Origin of the sequence: Proteus vulgaris, assembly GCF_016647575.1 — a bacterium.
Lineage (GTDB): Bacteria > Pseudomonadota > Gammaproteobacteria > Enterobacterales > Enterobacteriaceae > Proteus > Proteus mirabilis_B.
In genome coordinates, this window is sequence record NZ_CP032663.1 from 195,647 (window position 1) to 213,391 (window position 17,745).

A 17,745-nucleotide genomic window follows, 5' to 3' on the forward strand; every position below is an offset into this window, starting at 1 on the left:
TATAGTTTTATACAGGCGTTTTTTTATATATCAACCACACATCCATTTTGTATTCATTGCATTATCACGCTATTATCCAGCGCAAGGGTAGATTGGAGATAGCATCATTATGATAAATAAACAAAAAGCATATCTTGCACAAGAAAAACTCTTTCTTATAGAGAAGTTTGGCCCATTATTATTCTTTTTGATCCCTCTTATCATGCTTATTATTGGTGGCAAATCATGGGCTAAATATGTGGCCTTTCTTTGTCAGGGGATCGCACTGATTTATATTGTTGTGTTTTATCTGGCGAGAAAACATTATCTGTCATTTCAGCAAGAAAATGAGAAGGGAATACCCACTCGTTTTTATCGTATTGCTTGGGTGTATGTATTTTTGGTTTTATGTGCAGAAGTGGTGTTGTTATTTCAATATGGTTTTTAGATCCAATAAAAAACCCTCAATAAAGAGGGTTTTTAAATTAGTCGATCACTCGATGAATGAACAGGTTCTTATCGAATAAGTTTATTTACTTTTTTTAGGCTCTTCAAAAATGACAGAGTCTTTTTTCAGTGTCATTAATAAAGCATCTTTACGCACTTTCGCCGACTCTTCAGATTTTTTCTGTTTATCTAATGCATCAGCAAGCCATGCAAAGTCATGAACATCAGGACGCTGTTTTAATGCATTACGAAAAGCTTCTTCAGCTTGAGCCCATTGCCCTTGTTGCATTGCAATCTGACCTAATGTGCTATTGAGTAATGGCGTTGGTCCATGTTGTTTAATTAATGAATTGAGTACTTTTAAAATAACATTAGCATCAGTATTTTTTAAACGAGGCAATAATAAGATCAATCGTTCATCATACTGGCGTTTAACGCCGTCTAAGATGATCGTTTGAGCAGTATCTGGATCGTTACACTCAATAAGGTGTTCTGCTAAAACGACACGCAATGCATTATCGTGATGGACTTTACGCGGCTGCGCTTTCCACCAATTTTTCAGACCATCACAGCCATTTTCGGACATTTTCTGTCCCATTATACCGATATAGGCTTTTTGGCGTAATTGCTCTAGTTCATCATCTGTATGTAATGCAATTTTTTGCATAGAAGGAATGATATCAAGCAATGCTTGCCAAGCTGCTGTTCGTGTATAAGCAACTTCTGCAAGACGTAATACTTCTGGATGGCGTGGTGCTTGATTTAATAATTCATCAACCCCAGTACGCGCTGCGTGATTTTCGTTTTGCGCTAATAAAATACGCACTCGTGTGATATCAACAGGAAGCTGATTGGTATCGGCAAGCTCGGCTGCACGTTCAAGGTGTTGCTGAACTCTGAACTCATCACCACGTTGTTGTGCGGCTTCTGCGGCTAATAGATAGTTAACAACAGGTTGTTCTGCATAATCCGCATTACGGCTCATCAGTTTTTCAACTTCTTTAAAATCACCTTCCGCTAATTTCATTAATGCCATGCTGGTTTGTTTGCGTGCACGATTACGTTTACGGAAAGAAAACCAACTATATGCTTTTGAGCCTGTACCAATAAAACGGCGATAACTCCAACCAATGAGTAACAGTGCTAATTGCAGTAAAACAAACATAATGACAAGGCTGGTCACACTGGTTTCAATATCCCAATCATCAGTTTGTATAAGCACATAACCTTGGTGGCCTGCCAAGAGTGGGCCAAAAATGATGCCGGCAATAAGCACCACAAAAAGGAGCAGTATTTTTAACATAAGCTTATTCTCCTTGTTGTGTTACTGGCGTATCAGTCGTTGCGCTATCAGCCGCAGCATCTTGTACGCTTTCTGATGCGCTATCAGCTTCTACAGCTTGGGCATCTTGGGCTTCTACAGCTTGGGCATCTTGGGCTTCAACAGCTTGTGCCTCAGCCACTTGTGGCTCTGCATACTCATTTTGTGCCAGTAGATTGCGAATTTGCTTTTCTACACGTTTTTCTAGCAGTGTCGGGCTTTTCAATTCTGACGGCATTGCAAGCGTAATAGGCTGTTTCTCTAATTCAGATACCGTATCTAAAAATGCAGTTGTACTTGGATCAGAGGTATCAAAATAAGCTCGTACCCAAGTAGATACCGCTTCCAAAGATTGCTGATAAGTTTCAGTTTGGTGACGAGGCACTGCTTGAGAAGCAATTAATAAACGTGAACGGATATTCTCACGTAAATAGACATCTTGATTAGGTGCTAATAAAGGAACGGCTGCGGTATCACGGCGACGAATGGTAATAAAATCGTCCATAAAGCTTTTCCAGCTTTTACTTAGATTTTGTTTCCAATCAGAAAGTGAACCTGAAATGGTTTCGTCGTTTTTATCCATTGGTGAGCCGTTACGCTCCAAACCCGCTAAACGGAGATTATCAATCTGATTCGCTAACTGGTTTAATTGTAAGATGATGCCATCATTATCAATTTTGGTGAGCGCGGCTAAACTACTGATATCTTCATTAATAGCACGACGGATCTCAAGTAAACTCGGATCGTTCATTTCCGCTAAGCTACTGTCGGCACCTTTTAGTAGACTTACCGCGGTTACGACATCCTGATCATTCCATAACTTACGACCAGCCATTTTCACCATAAAATCGGCTTGAGCTAATAACCAACTTTTGACGTCTGCACTGGAAATAGCGGCAAATCGTGTTTGTAGATCTTGAATTTGACGCTCTGTTGTTTGGCGCTCGTTTTGTAATTTATCGATAGTCTGTTTTTGTGAGTTAAACATGCTATCAATATTGTCAAAGCGTTGTTGATAAGTATTTTGGAGTTGTTGTAATTGGGCAAGCTCAGATTTGAGTGATTGATTTTCTACACTCAGCTTTGATGCTTGTTGATTGGTGTAATAATAAAGGCTACCACCGATTGCCAAAATAACAAGGATAGCAACAGCACTTCCAATTAGACCTGAGCGCTTGTTATTAACAGGCTTGACTTCCTGATAGCGGACATTCTCATCAGCTTTAGCTGCATTTTTTGGCAAGTCATTATCATTCGTATTTTTCTGTTCCGTCATATCGGCGTCTCATTTAGGTTCTATATTAATGCATGAAATAAAGCATCATTATTGGCACTTTCAGCAACGGTGACGGTTTCCCACCCTAATGTTTTTGCTATTGTTGCTAATCGTTCACTGACCACAAGTAAATGGCAGTTTAACAGCCATGCTTTTTTAGATTCAGCGACCAGATCAAAGAGTTGTTGTAACATTTCACCGCTAGTGACAACAAGCGTATCAACCTGCGCTTTTTCCCATTGAAGCGCAAAGTCTTCAGGGGAATAATTAATAAATAGGCGTTGGTAACATTCGCATTCATCAACGATCGCGCCTCGTTGACTCAATGTTGTTGCGAGTAAGTCACGACCACCGTTACCTCTAAGCAGTAATATTCGTTTGTTTTTCACCTGATTAAGTGCAGGAAGTTCAAGAAGATCTTCACTGGTTTCTCCTTGCTCAGGGTAGCAAATTGGAAGACTGCTTAAATGTTGGAAATCCTTCGCTGTGCTTTGACCTATTCCATAATAGGATAGCGTATCTGGCCATGATTGTTGTAATTGATTTAGCTGCCAGTTTGCGTATGACACCGCATTTTTGGAAAGTAAAAATACACAATCACCCGCCCTTAATTCTTTTAGTTTAGCATCTAATAAAGGGAGTTCACGACCTGCGGTGATCTCGATTAAAGGTGCTTGAAAGGCTGTTTTCCCTGCATTTATTAAGCGCTGAGTTAATGCCTCTCCTGCTGGATTGGGGCGAGTGACTAAAATACTCATGCAGGTGTGTTGCCTTGATACACGGCGGTTAAAATAGCTCGCGCACCTTTATCTAAAAGCTCTTCAGCCAATGAGATCCCCGCAGTTTCTGCATCTTCTGGAGTCACTAAACGTTCGCCACGTAAAATAGTTTCACCATCAGGAGAACCGACTAAAGCACGTAACCAAATTTTGTCTTCTTGCCAAATGGCATAACTTCCAATAGGAACTTGGCAACCGCCTTCAAGACGAGTATTCATTGCACGTTCTGCTTTAACGCAAATTGCGGTGCGAGTGTGATTGAGCGCATCTAATAGCTGGCGAGTTTCATTGTCATCTAAGCGGCACTCAATTCCAACAGCCCCTTGTCCAACCGCGGGTAAGGATTGCTCAGCAGATAATGGTGTGCGAATGCGTTCGTTAAGACCTAGGCGCTTTAAGCCAGCAACGGCAAGAATAATGGCATCGTAATCGCCATTATCTAATTTTCCTAAGCGAGTACCTACATTACCCCGTAAATCACGAATAACTAGGTCTGGACGCTGTGCTTTTAATTGGCATTGGCGGCGTAAACTGGATGTACCTACAATGCTACCTGCTGGCAGTTCTTCTAAAGAATCATAATGATTAGAGACAAAAGCATCACGAGGATCTTCGCGTTCACAAATAGTAACTAACCCTAAACCTTCTGGGAAATCAATAGGAACATCTTTCATTGAGTGAACGGCAATATCTGCACGTGATTCAAGTAGAGCAAGTTCTAACTCTTTTACGAATAGCCCTTTGCCACCTACTTTAGCTAAAGGTGTATCTAGAATGATGTCACCTTTAGTGACCATCGGTACTAATTCGACGACTAAACCTGGATGAGTAAGTTGTAGTTGTTCTTTCACATAAAGTGCCTGCCACATAGCAAGGGGGCTTTGGCGGGTAGCAATACGGATGGTACTTTTTGACATAATAGTATTATCTCTTCCGAGCGATTAGCGGTATTTTTGTTTAGAAATAAGGCATTGTTTTAACACTTTAAGGCTCAATTTTCCAGTTAAGGCGTTTTGTGTCGTGATTACAATGAAAGAAATGAGGTCATCATCGAAAAAGAAAAAAAGAAAAAGGAAATAGAAAATAAGTAAATTATTAATGAACGCTATTGAGCTTAGTTATTTTTAGAATTTTATTCTTCTTATATCTATATAAAAAGTGTGGTTATTTACAAAATTAAAACATTAAATCAATTTCATTAACATTTAGTGGGTAGAAGATGATGTAAATATCATATTTAATCTGAACATATTGATAAAACAACCATTATTTTAAATTCTCTTATCTTTCTTATTATTTTTTAATATATAAAAACACGATAAATTTTAACAAAATTATTATTAAATAAAAGAAGGAGAAATAATTAAAATAAAGAAAAGAATTTATTTTTGAACTAAATAAATAATTAATAAAAATTAAATATTATTTTAAATATTATTATCGAAATATTAAAAATAGAATTCTTATTTCTATCTGAAACATAAAAAATAATCAAAAAATATAAATAACCTAATATTATCAATTGGTTGCTATTATTTTTTGCTTTTTTATCTATTTTTTATGTTTTGTCAAAATTTATTTTCAGTTTCATCATCAAGTAAACAGGGGTTTTTGTGGGGTAAAGGGGGGATTGAGAGATTTTTTTTATCATTTTTTTCATGAGTAAAATAGCGTATATTTATGATTATAAAGATATTTATTTGATGGCTTTACACGATTAAGCGCTTAAGTATCACTTTTAGATCTTGGTGCTATATTTTGAGTTCCTCTTTACGCCTTGAGCTCAAGGTGTTAAATTGATCACGTTTCCAAGATTTTGTTAGTAAAGTTTTATCTATTAATATTACCTAACTCAACCTTGGTCACTTATAAACTCAGATTCTACTATCTTCTTAGTATTGTTCAGGCGAAACTCTTGTATCTTTATATTGAAACACTGAAGCAACGGCTGGATGCGATTAATCAACTCAGACTGGAACGAGCATTTGCATCGATGTGTGATGTTTTTAAACAGGTCTATGGTTTAATTCCTGTTTTATTGCATTACCACCATCCTGAGTTGCCCGGCTACATACAAGGAAATGTTCCTCACGGTACATGTTTCTTTGAACCTGATGACATGCAACGTCAATGGGCGAATAAGCTGGTTAACGCATTATGTGATGATCCGATGGATGGATACGCCAATGGAGAGTTGCCAATTACTGGCATCTATTCAATGGGGAGTACTTCTTCTATTGGTCAAAGTCACTGCTCCGATATTGATATTTGGGTCTGCCATCAATCATGGCTGGATCAAGATGAACGTGCACTTTTACAACGCAAATGCCAGTTGATTGAACAGTGGGCTGGCGAGCTTGGTATTGATGTTACGTTTTTCTTAATTGATGAAAATAGATTTCGTCATCATGCAAGCGGTAGCTTAGGTGGAGAAGATTGCGGCTCTACCCAACATATTCTTTTACTTGATGAGTTTTATCGTACCGCGGTACGCCTAGCAGGTAAGCGCTTGCTATGGGCGATGGTGCCTATTGAAGAAGAGCATCATTATGACGAATATGTTAACTCCCTTTATGCCCAAGGCGTATTAACGCCAAATGAGTGGCTAGATCTAGGGGGATTAGGTGAACTTTCTGCTGAAGAGTACTTTGGCGCAAGCTTATGGCAACTCTATAAAAGTGTCGATTCGCCTTATAAAGCGGTACTAAAAAGTATTTTATTAGAAGCCTATTCAGCGGACTACCCTAATGGGAAATTGCTGGCATTAGAAATGAAACAACATCTACATCGTGGCGAAATCGTCAATTACGGTTTAGATGCTTATTGTATGATGCTTGAGCGTGTCACTCGCTATTTGGTTTCTATCAATGATTTAACTCGCCTTGATCTTATCCGTCGCTGTTTCTACCTGAAAGTGTGTGAAAAATTATCTAACGAAAAAACACAAAATGAACCAGAGGGTTGGAGACGACAAGTCTTATCGCAATTGGTTACTCAATGGCAATGGGATAATGAACGCTTAACCGTACTTGATACGCGTGATAGTTGGAAAATCGAGCGAGTGCGTGATGCACACAATGAATTATTAGATACGATGATGCAAAGCTATCGTAATCTTATCCGTTTTGCGCGTCGTAATAATTTAAGTGTCAGTGCAAGTCCGCAAGATATCGGTGTCTTAACCCGCAAACTTTACGCTGCGTTTGAAGCATTACCCGGTAAAGTTACACTGGTTAATCCACAGATATCACCTGATTTATCAGAGTCACATTTAACCTTTATTTATGTACCACAAGGCCGAGCAAATCGTAGCGGATGGTACTTATATAATCGTGCCCCTGATTTTGAAAATATCGTTGGACATCAACCATTAGAATATAACCGCTATTTAAATAAATTAGTGGCATGGTCTTACTTTAATGGGTTGTTAACGAAAGAGTCTCGAGTTTATATTCATCAAGGAGAATCCTCTTGTGATGAAATTAAACTGCATGAATTAGTTAGGGATATGTCGAGCCATTTCCCCATTCGTTTACCTGCACCAACCCCGAAAGCACTGTATAGCCCTTGTGAAATTCGACACCTTGCGATTATTGTTAATTTGGAAACCGACCCAACAGAGAGTTTTTCTGATCAAGTGGTTCACTTTGATTTTAGAAAATTGGATGTCTTTAGTTTCGGTGAAAAAGAGCAATGTCTTATTGGTAGCATTGATTTGTTGTACCGTAACTCTTGGAATGAGGTAAGAACGCTTCATTTCAGCGGTACACAATCTATGTTGGAATCGTTAAAAACGATTTTAGGTAAAATGCACCAGGATGCGGCTCCACCTGCCTCTGTTGAAGTATTTTGTTATAGCCAACATTTGCGTGGTTTAATTCGTACTCGTGTTCAGCAGTTAGTCTCAGAATGTATTGAATTGCGTTTATCAACAAATCGTTTGGAGCCGGGCCGTTTTAAAGCTTTACGCATTGCTGGGCAAACGTGGGGATTGTTCTTTGAACGCCTCAATGTGTCGGTACAAAAATTAGAAAATGCGATCGAATTTTATGGTGCAATTTCATATAACAAACTTCATGGGTTGCCGGTTAAATTAGATAAAGACGCTCGCTATTTACCGGCAGTGATTGATGGTTTTGCTTGCGAAGGGATTATTCAGTTCTTCTTTGAAACCACAGAAGATAATAATGTCTTTAATATCTATATCTTAGATGAAGCAAATCGCGTTGAAATTTATTCCCATTGTGAAGGAAGTAAAGAAGAGTTAGTGAAAGATGTTAGCCGTTTCTACTCTTCATCTCATGACCGATTCACATATGGCTCAAGCTTTATTAATTTTAATCTGCCGCAGTTTTATCAAATTGTGAAAGTGGAAGGATCAACGCAAGTGTTACCTTTTGCGGGTGGATCCTTTGGTAAATTATCCGATCTGGGAAGTAAAGAAGCCCAACCTGAGATGAACGTTGTTGCTCACGGATTTACAGATTATAAAGCGGTGCAACACTCTTAATTGAGTACAAGCCAATTAATACAAATGGGAGCTTTGATAGCTCCCATTATTGTAAGTAACTGTTGTAGGTGACTGTTGTAGATAACTGCGTTTCTTAGAAAGAAAACGCTTCGCCACTTTGTTCTGTTATCGCTTGTGCTAGCATGGTTAAAAATTCACCGCCACTTCTATCACAAATCCATTGTTCATCTTTCCAATCAAAGTGATAGCCACCAGAGCGTGTCGCTAACCAAACTTGATGAAACGCTTCCTGACGATTAATAATAATTTTGCTATTATTTTCAAAGGTTAATGTCATTACACCGCCATTGATTTCACAATCAATATCTGCGTCACCTTCATAATTATCAATAGTTTGTTCTATTTCTGACAAGAGTTCGTCAGCTAATTGGTGAAATTCACTGTCGTTCATCTTCATTTCCTATTTGCTTTTCGAGATCTAACTGCGATTATAGAGGATATTAACCAAATAAATGACAGGCAGATTTCGAATGAAAACGTATTTACGTTGCACTCTTGCTATAATAACACTGATTTCTCTTTCTGGTTGTGGCTTGAAAGGCCCTCTTTATTTCCCTCCTGAAGATACTCAGGCAAAAATGACACAGTCATCCCAGCCAACCCAGCAAGTTGAGAGCGCCTCAACTCAGACCAATTAGTCAATCTTAGAAACGCTAACTTCGTTTCAGGCAGGGGCAAGATGCAATTTTCAAAAATGCATGGTCTTGGCAACGACTTTATGGTGGTCGATGCTGTGACTCAAAATGTTTATTTTTCGCCAGAATTAATATGTCGATTAGCGAATCGCCATACTGGTGTTGGGTTTGATCAATTATTGGTGGTTGAAGCGCCTTATGATCCCGAACTCGATTTCCATTATCGTATTTTTAATGCGGATGGAAGCGAGGTTGCGCAGTGTGGTAATGGTGCTCGCTGTTTTGCTCGATTTGTGAGACTAAAAGGCCTTACAAACAAAAGAGAGATAAAAGTCAGTACACAGTCTGGCAGAATGACCTTGCATGTTATGGACAATGACGATGTGTGCGTCAATATGGGCGAACCTGAATTTGAGCCTCAAAAAGTCCCTTTCCGTGCACAAAAGGCAGAAAAGACCTATATTATCAGGGCAATGGAACGTACTGTATTGTGCGGTGTGGTTTCAATGGGAAATCCTCATTGCGTTATTCAGGTTGAAGACATTAAAACAGCAGAAGTTGAGCTGCTAGGGCCTGTGTTAGAGCAACACGAACGTTTCCCTGAACGTGCTAATATTGGTTTTATGCAAATCGTAGACAGAAGTAATCTTCATTTACGTGTGTTTGAACGTGGTGCCGGCGAAACGAAAGCCTGTGGTAGCGGGGCTTGTGCAGCAGTCGCAATTGGTATTTCACAAGGTTTATTAGATAAACGCGTGAAAGTGACTTTACCGGGTGGATCGTTGCTAATTGAATGGAAAGGAGAGGGCAACTCTCTTTATATGACTGGGCCTGCAACACATATTTATGATGGGATCATTCAGCTATAATATTATTTTTTGAGAGGCTATCTGTATGACGGATAAAAATGAGCAGTTCTGTTGCCCTGAAACAAACGAACTTAATGATCAACAAGTGATCCGTTATCTTAGGGAGCATCCTGGTTTTTTTATCCGTAATGCAAGCTATATCGAGCAAATGCAAGTTCCTCACCCCGTCAGAGGAACCGTTTCTTTAGTCGAATGGATAATGTCGCGCCAGCGTAACCGCATCCATTATCTTGAAGAAGATATGCGTTTGTTGATAGAACAAGCCTCTGAAAATGAAGCACTGTTTAGCCAACTCTTATTATTAATTTCTGAACTATCCAACAGTGCTTCTCTTCACGAAATGCTAGAACGTTTAAACCTTTGGGCTAAGGGATTAGGGCTTTATTCAGTTCAATTACGCCTATTTACCGATCGCTGGCAATTACAGCCACCTTTAGATGCACAAGATCTACCATTATCTCGCCAAGCATTTGAACATTTTCGCATTCAGCGTATGGGCGATGATAATCACTATTTAGGTACATTAAATGGGCAAGAGATCATGTTATTGATGCCTAATGTACGACGCTCAGGTTCCGTTGCGCTCTCATTGCTAGGGCATTATGGTGATTTGGGGGTGATTATATTTAATAGCCGAGATAACCAACATTTTCAGGAAGGGATGGGAACAGTGATGCTTGATAAGCTCGCCCATATTTTACCAGAATTGTTACTTCGTTGGATTGCAAGGCAATGAATCAACCAATAGATATTCCAGAAACACTCTCCATCGCTATTGAGCAATTCCTGCGTTATATCCAAGTTGAACGCCGATTAAGCCCTGTCACAGTAGAAAACTATCATCGCCAACTGACCGCATTAGCACAAATGATGGTGGCAATGAAAATCACACAATGGGCATCACTTGAAAGCCAACATGTACGTATGTTACTAGCGAAAAGTCATCGTAGTGGGTTACAACCGACTAGCCTTGCTTTGCGCTTTTCGGCATTACGGAGCTTTCTTGATTGGCAAGTGGCACAGGGAATGTTAGAGGTTAATCCAGCAAAAGGTATTCGCACGCCTAAATCTGGTCGTCATCTTCCTAAAAATATGGATGTCGATGAAGTTAGCCAATTGATGAATATCGATTTAAAAGATCCCCTTTCTGTTAGAGATAGAACCATGCTGGAAGTGATGTATGGTGCAGGATTGCGTCTATCAGAATTGACTAACTTAAACATGAGCGATATCGACATGAATGAAGGTGAAGTTCGTGTTTTAGGTAAAGGAAGTAAAGAACGAAAAGTACCGCTGGGAAGAAAAGCGATAGAGTGGTTACAAAATTGGTTTCCGATGCGAGAGCTCTATGCACCTGAAGATAAAGCTGTCTTTATCTCAACTCAAAGCGGTAAGCGTTTATCTGTGCGCAGTGTACAAAAACGGTTTGAACTTTGGGGTATTAAACAAGGACTAAGTAGCCATGTGAATCCTCATAAATTACGTCACTCGTTTGCCACGCATTTATTGGAATCGAGTGGTGATTTACGTGCTGTACAAGAGTTATTAGGGCACGCTAATTTATCGACCACGCAAGTCTATACCCACTTAGATTTTCAGCATTTAGCGAAAGTCTATGATGCTGCTCATCCGAGAGCTAAGAGAGAAAAATCATAATGCGCTTTTACAGAACTCTGACGCCAATTGCTGCGATGACTTTTGATTTAGACGACACACTGTATGACAATGTGCCAGTAATGGACAGAACTGAAAAAGAGACGCTGGATTTTATTCGTCAATATGATCTGCGTTTTAATCATTTCACAGAAAAAGATGTGAATGCCTATAAAAAGCCACTTATAGAAAATAATCCTGATATTTTTCATGATATTACGCAGTGGCGTTGGCTTGCCGCAAGAAATATGCTGTTAGATTACAACTACAGTGAAGCTAAAGCACAACAAGGTGCAGATGAAATTATGGCGCACTTTGCTTATTGGCGTAGTCGCATTAATGTGCCTAAAAATACCCACCAAGTTCTCACAGAGTTGGCTCAGAAAATCCCATTAATTGCGATTACAAATGGTAATGCAAACCCATTAAGTTGTGGGCTAGGACAGTATTTTTCACATATTTTAAAAGCCGGCCCTGATGGTCGCTCTAAGCCCTATCCTGATATGTTTGATAAAGCCGCTTCACTGTTAAATCTTCCACATGAAAAAATCCTACATGTGGGTGATCACCTTGTAACAGATGTCGAAGGCGCCGTTAATAGTGGATTACAAGCGTGCTGGATTAACCTTGATAACCGTAGTTTGTTTGAAGAAGGTGAAACCAGAGTAATGCCACATATTGAAATTACAGATTTAAGCAAACTAATAGAATTAGTTTAATGTGATATTCGGTAAGAATGGCACAGATAAGCGCGGCTAAAAAAGGCTTTATTTTGCATAGCGCGTGAATTCCTGTTAGTTTGTTGCTTACTCTCTATTTCTGTATATATCCACAGTATTTTCTTCACTAAATGATTGGTAATTATGGACGTCTCATATCTGCTAGAAGGCCTTAACGACAAACAGCGTGAAGCTGTAGCCGCACCTCGTATTAATATGCTGGTGTTAGCTGGTGCAGGCAGTGGTAAAACACGGGTACTGGTACATCGTATCGCTTGGCTATTATCTGTTGAACAAGCTTCTCCTTTTTCGATTATGGCTGTGACGTTTACCAATAAAGCCGCCGCAGAGATGCGCCATCGTATTGAAGACTTAATTGGTACAAGCCAAGGCGGTATGTGGATTGGTACTTTCCATAGCCTTGCTCATCGTTTATTACGCGCACACTATCTTGATGCGAATTTGCCACAAGACTTCCAAATTATTGACAGTGACGATCAATATCGCCTTATTCGTCGTATTGTTAAGTCAATGAATCTTGATGATAAACAATGGCCTGCACGTCAAGGCATGTGGTATATCAACGGTAAAAAAGATGAAGGTTTACGACCACAACATATTCAAACCTATGGTAATCCTGTTGAAACGACATGGTTGAAAGTATATCAGGCATATCAAGAAGCTTGTGATCGTGCAGGGCTGGTGGACTTTGCTGAGCTTTTATTACGCGCTCACGAACTTTGGCTTAATAAACCTCAAATTTTAGAGCATTACCAAAATCGCTTTACCAATATCTTGGTTGATGAATTCCAAGACACTAACCGCATTCAATATGCATGGATAAGAATGCTGGCAGGTCAAACGGGTAAAGTGATGATTGTTGGCGATGACGATCAATCTATTTATGGCTGGCGCGGCGCGCAAGTTGAGAATATTCAAAACTTCTTAAATGAGTTTCCTGGTGCAGAGACTATCCGGTTAGAGCAAAATTATCGTTCTACAAGCAACATTTTAAAAGCTGCGAATGCGCTCATTGCCAATAACAGTGACAGGTTAGGTAAAAACTTGTGGACTGAAGGTGCAGAAGGCGAGCCTATTTCGCTGTATTGTGCTTTTAATGATTTAGATGAAGCGCGTTATGTTGTTGGCCGAATTAAGCGCTGGCAAGAAGAAGGCGGTGCGCTAACAGACTGTGCCATTCTTTATCGTAGCAATGCCCAATCTCGTATAATGGAAGAGGCGTTATTACAAGCGGCAATGCCATATCGAATCTATGGTGGTCAGCGTTTCTTCGAGCGTCAAGAAATTAAAGATGCACTCTCTTATATGCGATTAACGGCTAATCGCCATGATGATGCTTCTTTTGAACGTGTTGTGAATACACCAACACGGGGCATTGGTGATAGAACATTAGATATTGTTCGCCAAGTCGCGAGAGATAACCAAATTACCTTATGGGAAAGCGCATTACAGGTTATCGAACATAAAATGTTGGCGGGACGTGCAACCGCTGCAATTCAACGATTCTTAGAACTGATTGAAACACTCGCCTCTGAAACAGCAGATATGCCATTACATGTGCAAACAGACCGAATTATTCGTGATTCAGGTTTAAAAGCGATGTATGAGCAAGAAAAGGGTGAAAAAGCCCAAGCCCGTATTGAAAACTTAGAAGAGCTGGTCACTGCGACTCGTCAATTTAGTTATCAAGATGAAGACGAAGATTTAATGCCACTGCAAGCGTTTCTTTCACATGCCGCATTAGAATCGGGCGAAAGCCAAGCCGATGCATATCAAGATGCCGTACAGTTAATGACACTTCACTCTGCTAAAGGGCTCGAATTTTCACAAGTCTTTATTGTGGGTGTCGAAGAAGGGATGTTCCCAAGTCAAATGTCGCTAGATGAAGGTGGACGTTTGGAGGAAGAGCGCCGCTTGGCTTATGTCGGTGTTACGCGAGCAATGAAAAAGTTAACACTCACTTACGCTGAAAATCGCCGTTTATATGGAAAAGAAGTCAGCCATCGACCTTCTCGTTTTATTGGTGAGTTACCTAAAGAGTGTGTCGAAGAAGTCCGTTTACGCGCAACAGTTTCACGTCCTGTTAATCATAGCCGTTTAGGCACTCCGATTATCAGCAATGATAGTGGCTATTCACTTGGGCAACGTGTAAAGCACCCTAAATTTGGTGATGGCACCATTATTAATATTGAAGGTAGCGGTGAGCATTGCCGATTACAAATCGCCTTTAATGGTGAAGGGATTAAATGGCTGGTGGCAGCATTTGCTCGGTTGGAATAAGCCCCGATTTAGAGTGAATTCGCATTACCCCATATAAAAAAACACCCTTACTTATTTGGTAGATAAGTTGGGGTGTTTTTTTTAAGGGAAGTTCAAGTTGGTTACTTAATAATCTCGTTATCTATTCTTGCTTAATGGGATTAATTGATGAAACTCTCTAGTGTCTTCTTTCATACTTACTCTTTTATCGCACCTTGCTCGCGAACTTCGCCTGTCTCTTTTTCTAGTAATGAATTATTGATCGAAAATACTGAGGAAGTTCTTTGTGATATTTATCATCCCAGTGAACCCATCAATGAATTTGAAGAAGATTTGTATTGTAAGCTATTGAGACACCAGCGTGATTTTGTTCCTCGCATCAATCTCTATTACAGTATCGTGATTAACCATATTCAATTGATTCATAACGCAATATCAACATTATTTAGGCGTTCATATCGCTACGCAGAGGAGATATCAAAGAGTGCGCATTTATTAAAGAAGAATAAGAAGAAAAAACTCTCTTCCGCTTTTATACAAATCAGCAATTTAGCGGAAGAGCGAATTTTAGAGGATTAGCTGCGTCTTAAACGGCGTTGTGTATAAAGTGCATCAAGTGTAAAGAGGATCAGTGCAACCCAAATAAAGCCGAAGGTGACTAATCGTTCTGCATCAATTTGTTCGCCATATACCATTGTTGCAAGAATAAACATCAAAGTTGGGCCAATATATTGGAAAAAGCCCAAGGTGGATAAACGCAGATGGTGCGCCGCCTCTGTAAAGAGTAATAACGGTACTGTGGTAATAATACCAGCTGCAATTAATAAGGTATTTAATGACCAACTATTTTCAAGCATATTGCTAGTCGGTGAATGTGTGAAAAATAAGATATAAACTAATGCGACAGGGAATAGCCATAATGTTTCTACCAGCATGCCTGTTTGTGCATCAACACCCAATTTTTTACGCAGTAAGCCATAAAGGCCAAAGGTCACGGCGAGGCTTAATCCAATCACAGGTACTGAACCAAAGTGCCAGAGTTGAATAAATACACCAGTAAATGCTAAACCTACTGCTACCCATTGCATACGACGGAAACGCTCGCTTAAGAAAAGCATGCCAAACAGTACGTTAACCAGTGGGTTAATAAAGTAACCAAGGCTGGCTTCTAGCATATAGCCGTGGTTAACCGCCCATATATAGGTAAGCCAGTTAGTTGCGATAATGACGGCAGTCAGTGCTAAAAGAAGAATTTTTTTAGGTTGACGTATTAATTGGCGTAAATAAGGCCAATGACGACTAATTGTCATTAAAATCAACATAAAAAAGAACGACCATAAAATACGGTGCGTTAAGATCTCTTCTGCAGGCACTTCTTGAATGCTTTTAAAATAGACAGGGGCAATACCCCAGATCAAATAGGCGCCTAAGGCACATAAAACGCCTTTCATCGTGTTTTTCTGGCTCATGCTATCTCTGGAATTGATGGAAAGGAAAAGTGTGACGGGGTTATCATACCCAATGACATTATCTAATGTGTCATTAGGCATGCATTTTTACAAGTAATTAATACTAATCTAAGTATCATTGCACGCAATGAATTCTAACAAAGGCTTAACCTACAATATAGGTTGCTGTTCCACTGGCAATATGAACTTGTTTTTCATTATGTAATTCAACACGAGCAACAGACACTTTATTGCCACTGCGTAAAATATGGCTACTCGCTGTAAAACATTCCCCACGCCCTGGTCTTAAATAATCAACACGTAAGTCGATTGTGCCCATGTTAGCGAGTTTCTGTTCAAGTTGCTCTTGGGATATTGGTGCTAAACGTGTTAATGCGTTACCGACACAAACTAATCCCGCACTGACATCAAGTACAGAAGCAATGAGCCCGCCATGTAAGATACGTTGAGCAATATTACCAACCAGTTTATCTTGATACCGAAATTGAATTTCAGCGTAGTCTTGTTCAAAGCGAACTAGCTCTAAGCCGATTAATTGATTAAAGGGCATCTTATAAACAAAAACATGACCAATTAGTGTTTGAGCCTCTTCTAATGTTAACTGTTTTTCCATTTTTAGAACCCCTGATATCACGTCATTAAGTTAATATTATGTTAATGATACATGACAAAATCGTAATTGCACATTCGTGCTATAAATATAATGGTGTAAAAATATACGAGATTTAATGGCGATTACGTGTAAAATATGGACGCTAAAGTGTAATAAAGCACATATATAAGAACTAATTCTAAAGTAAGTACTAACTTCTATATTATTCAATAATGAAACAGGATAATTAACTATGCGTTACATCCGTTCTTTACTTGCGGTGGCTTTATTCTATCCAGCATGGGGATTTGCATCCGAAATACAAGCATCATCATCTCCTGCACCGCTTGTTCAGGGCAGTATCATTTCTGGTTTATTACAAGAATACGACTCACCTTTTGTTCTTTATCCTTATGAATCCAATTATATTATTTACACTGATACCTCTGATATGAATAAAGAGGCTATTCAAAGTTATGATTGGGGTAATAAGGCTAAAAAAGATGAGGTGAAATTCCAGCTTAGTTTGGCCTTCCCTTTATGGCGAGGTATTGCGGGTGAAAACTCTGTTTTAGCGGCATCTTATACCCAACGCTCTTGGTGGCAATTAAGTAATAAGAAAGAATCTGCCCCTTTCCGTGAGACAAACTATGAACCGCAACTTTTTCTAGGTTGGGCAACAGACTATAAATTTGCAGGTTGGACTCTTCGTGAAATAGAAACCGGCTTTAACCACGAATCGAATGGTCGTTCTGATCCCACATCTCGTAGCTGGAACCGTGCTTATGCGCGTTTTATGGTACAAAAAGGCAATTTACAGCTTGATCTAAAACCTTGGTATCGCTTTAGTGAAAGTGCTCAACGTGATGATAATCCAGAGATTAATCGCTATATGGGGTATTACCGTTTAAAAGCGGGCTATCGATTAGGCGAAAGTGTGATCACTGCGACTGGGCGTTATAACTGGAACAGTGGTTATGGGGCGGCTGAATTAGGTTGGAGCTACCCAATTACTAAGCATGTGCGCTTTTATACCCAAGTATTTAGTGGTTATGGCGAATCAATGATTGATTATAACTTTCGTCAAACACGAGTCGGTGTTGGCGTGATGCTTAATGATATGCTGTAATTTTCCCCGTTCTGGGTTAGCATAGCGCTATAAATGATGATGGCACCTTCAACATTGGTGCCTTTT

General features: G+C 39.5%; 17 protein-coding genes. 10 read left to right on the forward strand and 7 right to left on the reverse strand.

The features are described from left to right. Positions 1–109 precede the first annotated feature (109 nt). Positions 110–427: a hypothetical protein gene (locus tag D7029_RS01010; protein WP_194951624.1), complete on the forward strand. Its 318-nt coding sequence runs from the start codon at positions 110–112 to the stop codon at positions 425–427. 81 nt (positions 428–508) lie between these two features. On the opposite strand, the gene hemY is transcribed toward D7029_RS01010, so the two are convergent. From hemY to hemC, 4 genes are read right to left on the reverse strand one after another with little or no spacing between them, the layout of a single operon-like run. Further along, positions 509–1,729, reverse strand: coding sequence for a protoheme IX biogenesis protein HemY (gene hemY, locus D7029_RS01015; protein WP_194951625.1), 1,221 nt, complete (start codon positions 1,727–1,729; stop codon positions 509–511). Positions 1,730–1,733: 4 nt separating this feature from the next. Then, positions 1,734–3,023 (reverse strand): uroporphyrinogen-III C-methyltransferase, encoded by a 1,290-nt coding sequence (gene hemX, locus D7029_RS01020; protein ID WP_194951626.1) that lies wholly within the window; start codon positions 3,021–3,023, stop codon positions 1,734–1,736. 20 nt (positions 3,024–3,043) lie between these two features. Then, positions 3,044–3,781 carry a uroporphyrinogen-III synthase gene (hemD, locus tag D7029_RS01025; protein WP_194951627.1) on the reverse strand — a complete coding sequence of 246 codons (738 nt, stop codon included), beginning with the start codon at positions 3,779–3,781 and terminating at the stop codon, positions 3,044–3,046. Next, entirely contained in the window at positions 3,778–4,719 is a 942-nt protein-coding gene (gene hemC / locus D7029_RS01030; protein WP_194951628.1) for a hydroxymethylbilane synthase, read from the reverse strand. The genes hemD and hemC overlap by 4 nt, the downstream gene beginning before the upstream one ends. 998 nt (positions 4,720–5,717) lie before the next feature. Between hemC and D7029_RS01035 the strand changes: the two genes are divergently transcribed. Beyond that, the gene (locus tag D7029_RS01035) at positions 5,718–8,312 is read left to right on the forward strand and encodes a class I adenylate cyclase (RefSeq protein WP_194951629.1); all 2,595 of its coding nucleotides are present in this window, start codon (positions 5,718–5,720) and stop codon (positions 8,310–8,312) included. Positions 8,313–8,406: 94 nt separating this feature from the next. On the opposite strand, the gene cyaY is transcribed toward D7029_RS01035, so the two are convergent. Beyond that, positions 8,407–8,724, reverse strand: coding sequence for an iron donor protein CyaY (cyaY, locus tag D7029_RS01040; RefSeq protein ID WP_088494024.1), 318 nt, complete (start codon positions 8,722–8,724; stop codon positions 8,407–8,409). Between the two features lie 79 nt (positions 8,725–8,803). Here cyaY and lptM point away from each other — a divergent pair, with 79 nt between their 5' ends. From lptM to D7029_RS01075, 7 genes are all read left to right on the forward strand, one after another. After that, positions 8,804–8,971, forward strand: a complete 168-nt coding sequence (gene lptM / locus D7029_RS01045; RefSeq protein WP_071788576.1) for an LPS translocon maturation chaperone LptM — start codon at positions 8,804–8,806, stop codon at positions 8,969–8,971. A gap of 41 nt (positions 8,972–9,012) precedes the next feature. After that, positions 9,013–9,837: a diaminopimelate epimerase gene (gene dapF / locus D7029_RS01050; protein WP_194951630.1), complete on the forward strand. Its 825-nt coding sequence runs from the start codon at positions 9,013–9,015 to the stop codon at positions 9,835–9,837. 25 nt (positions 9,838–9,862) lie between these two features. Beyond that, complete coding sequence (locus D7029_RS01055) at positions 9,863–10,573, forward strand: DUF484 domain-containing protein (RefSeq protein ID WP_088494022.1); 711 nt, start codon at positions 9,863–9,865, stop codon at positions 10,571–10,573. Further along, complete coding sequence (xerC, locus tag D7029_RS01060; protein WP_194951631.1) at positions 10,570–11,493, forward strand: tyrosine recombinase XerC; 924 nt, start codon at positions 10,570–10,572, stop codon at positions 11,491–11,493. The genes D7029_RS01055 and xerC overlap by 4 nt, the downstream gene beginning before the upstream one ends. Beyond that, the gene (gene yigB / locus D7029_RS01065; protein ID WP_088494020.1) at positions 11,493–12,209 is read left to right on the forward strand and encodes a 5-amino-6-(5-phospho-D-ribitylamino)uracil phosphatase YigB; all 717 of its coding nucleotides are present in this window, start codon (positions 11,493–11,495) and stop codon (positions 12,207–12,209) included. Before xerC ends, yigB begins: the two co-directional genes overlap by 1 nt. A gap of 144 nt (positions 12,210–12,353) precedes the next feature. Continuing rightward, complete coding sequence (uvrD, locus tag D7029_RS01070; protein WP_088494019.1) at positions 12,354–14,510, forward strand: DNA helicase II; 2,157 nt, start codon at positions 12,354–12,356, stop codon at positions 14,508–14,510. Positions 14,511–14,657: 147 nt separating this feature from the next. Next, positions 14,658–15,068: a hypothetical protein gene (locus tag D7029_RS01075; RefSeq protein WP_194951632.1), complete on the forward strand. Its 411-nt coding sequence runs from the start codon at positions 14,658–14,660 to the stop codon at positions 15,066–15,068. On the opposite strand, the gene rarD is transcribed toward D7029_RS01075, so the two are convergent. Then, positions 15,065–15,958: an EamA family transporter RarD gene (rarD, locus tag D7029_RS01080; RefSeq protein ID WP_099076355.1), complete on the reverse strand. Its 894-nt coding sequence runs from the start codon at positions 15,956–15,958 to the stop codon at positions 15,065–15,067. The two genes, D7029_RS01075 and rarD, sit on opposite strands and share 4 nt — an antisense overlap. 145 nt (positions 15,959–16,103) lie before the next feature. Continuing rightward, positions 16,104–16,571 (reverse strand): thioesterase family protein, encoded by a 468-nt coding sequence (locus D7029_RS01085; RefSeq protein WP_075672777.1) that lies wholly within the window; start codon positions 16,569–16,571, stop codon positions 16,104–16,106. A gap of 232 nt (positions 16,572–16,803) precedes the next feature. Between D7029_RS01085 and pldA the strand changes: the two genes are divergently transcribed. Continuing rightward, a complete protein-coding gene (gene pldA, locus D7029_RS01090; RefSeq protein ID WP_194951633.1) occupies positions 16,804–17,679 on the forward strand; it encodes a phospholipase A in 876 nt (291 codons plus the stop codon). The last annotated feature ends 66 nt before the right edge of the window (positions 17,680–17,745 follow it).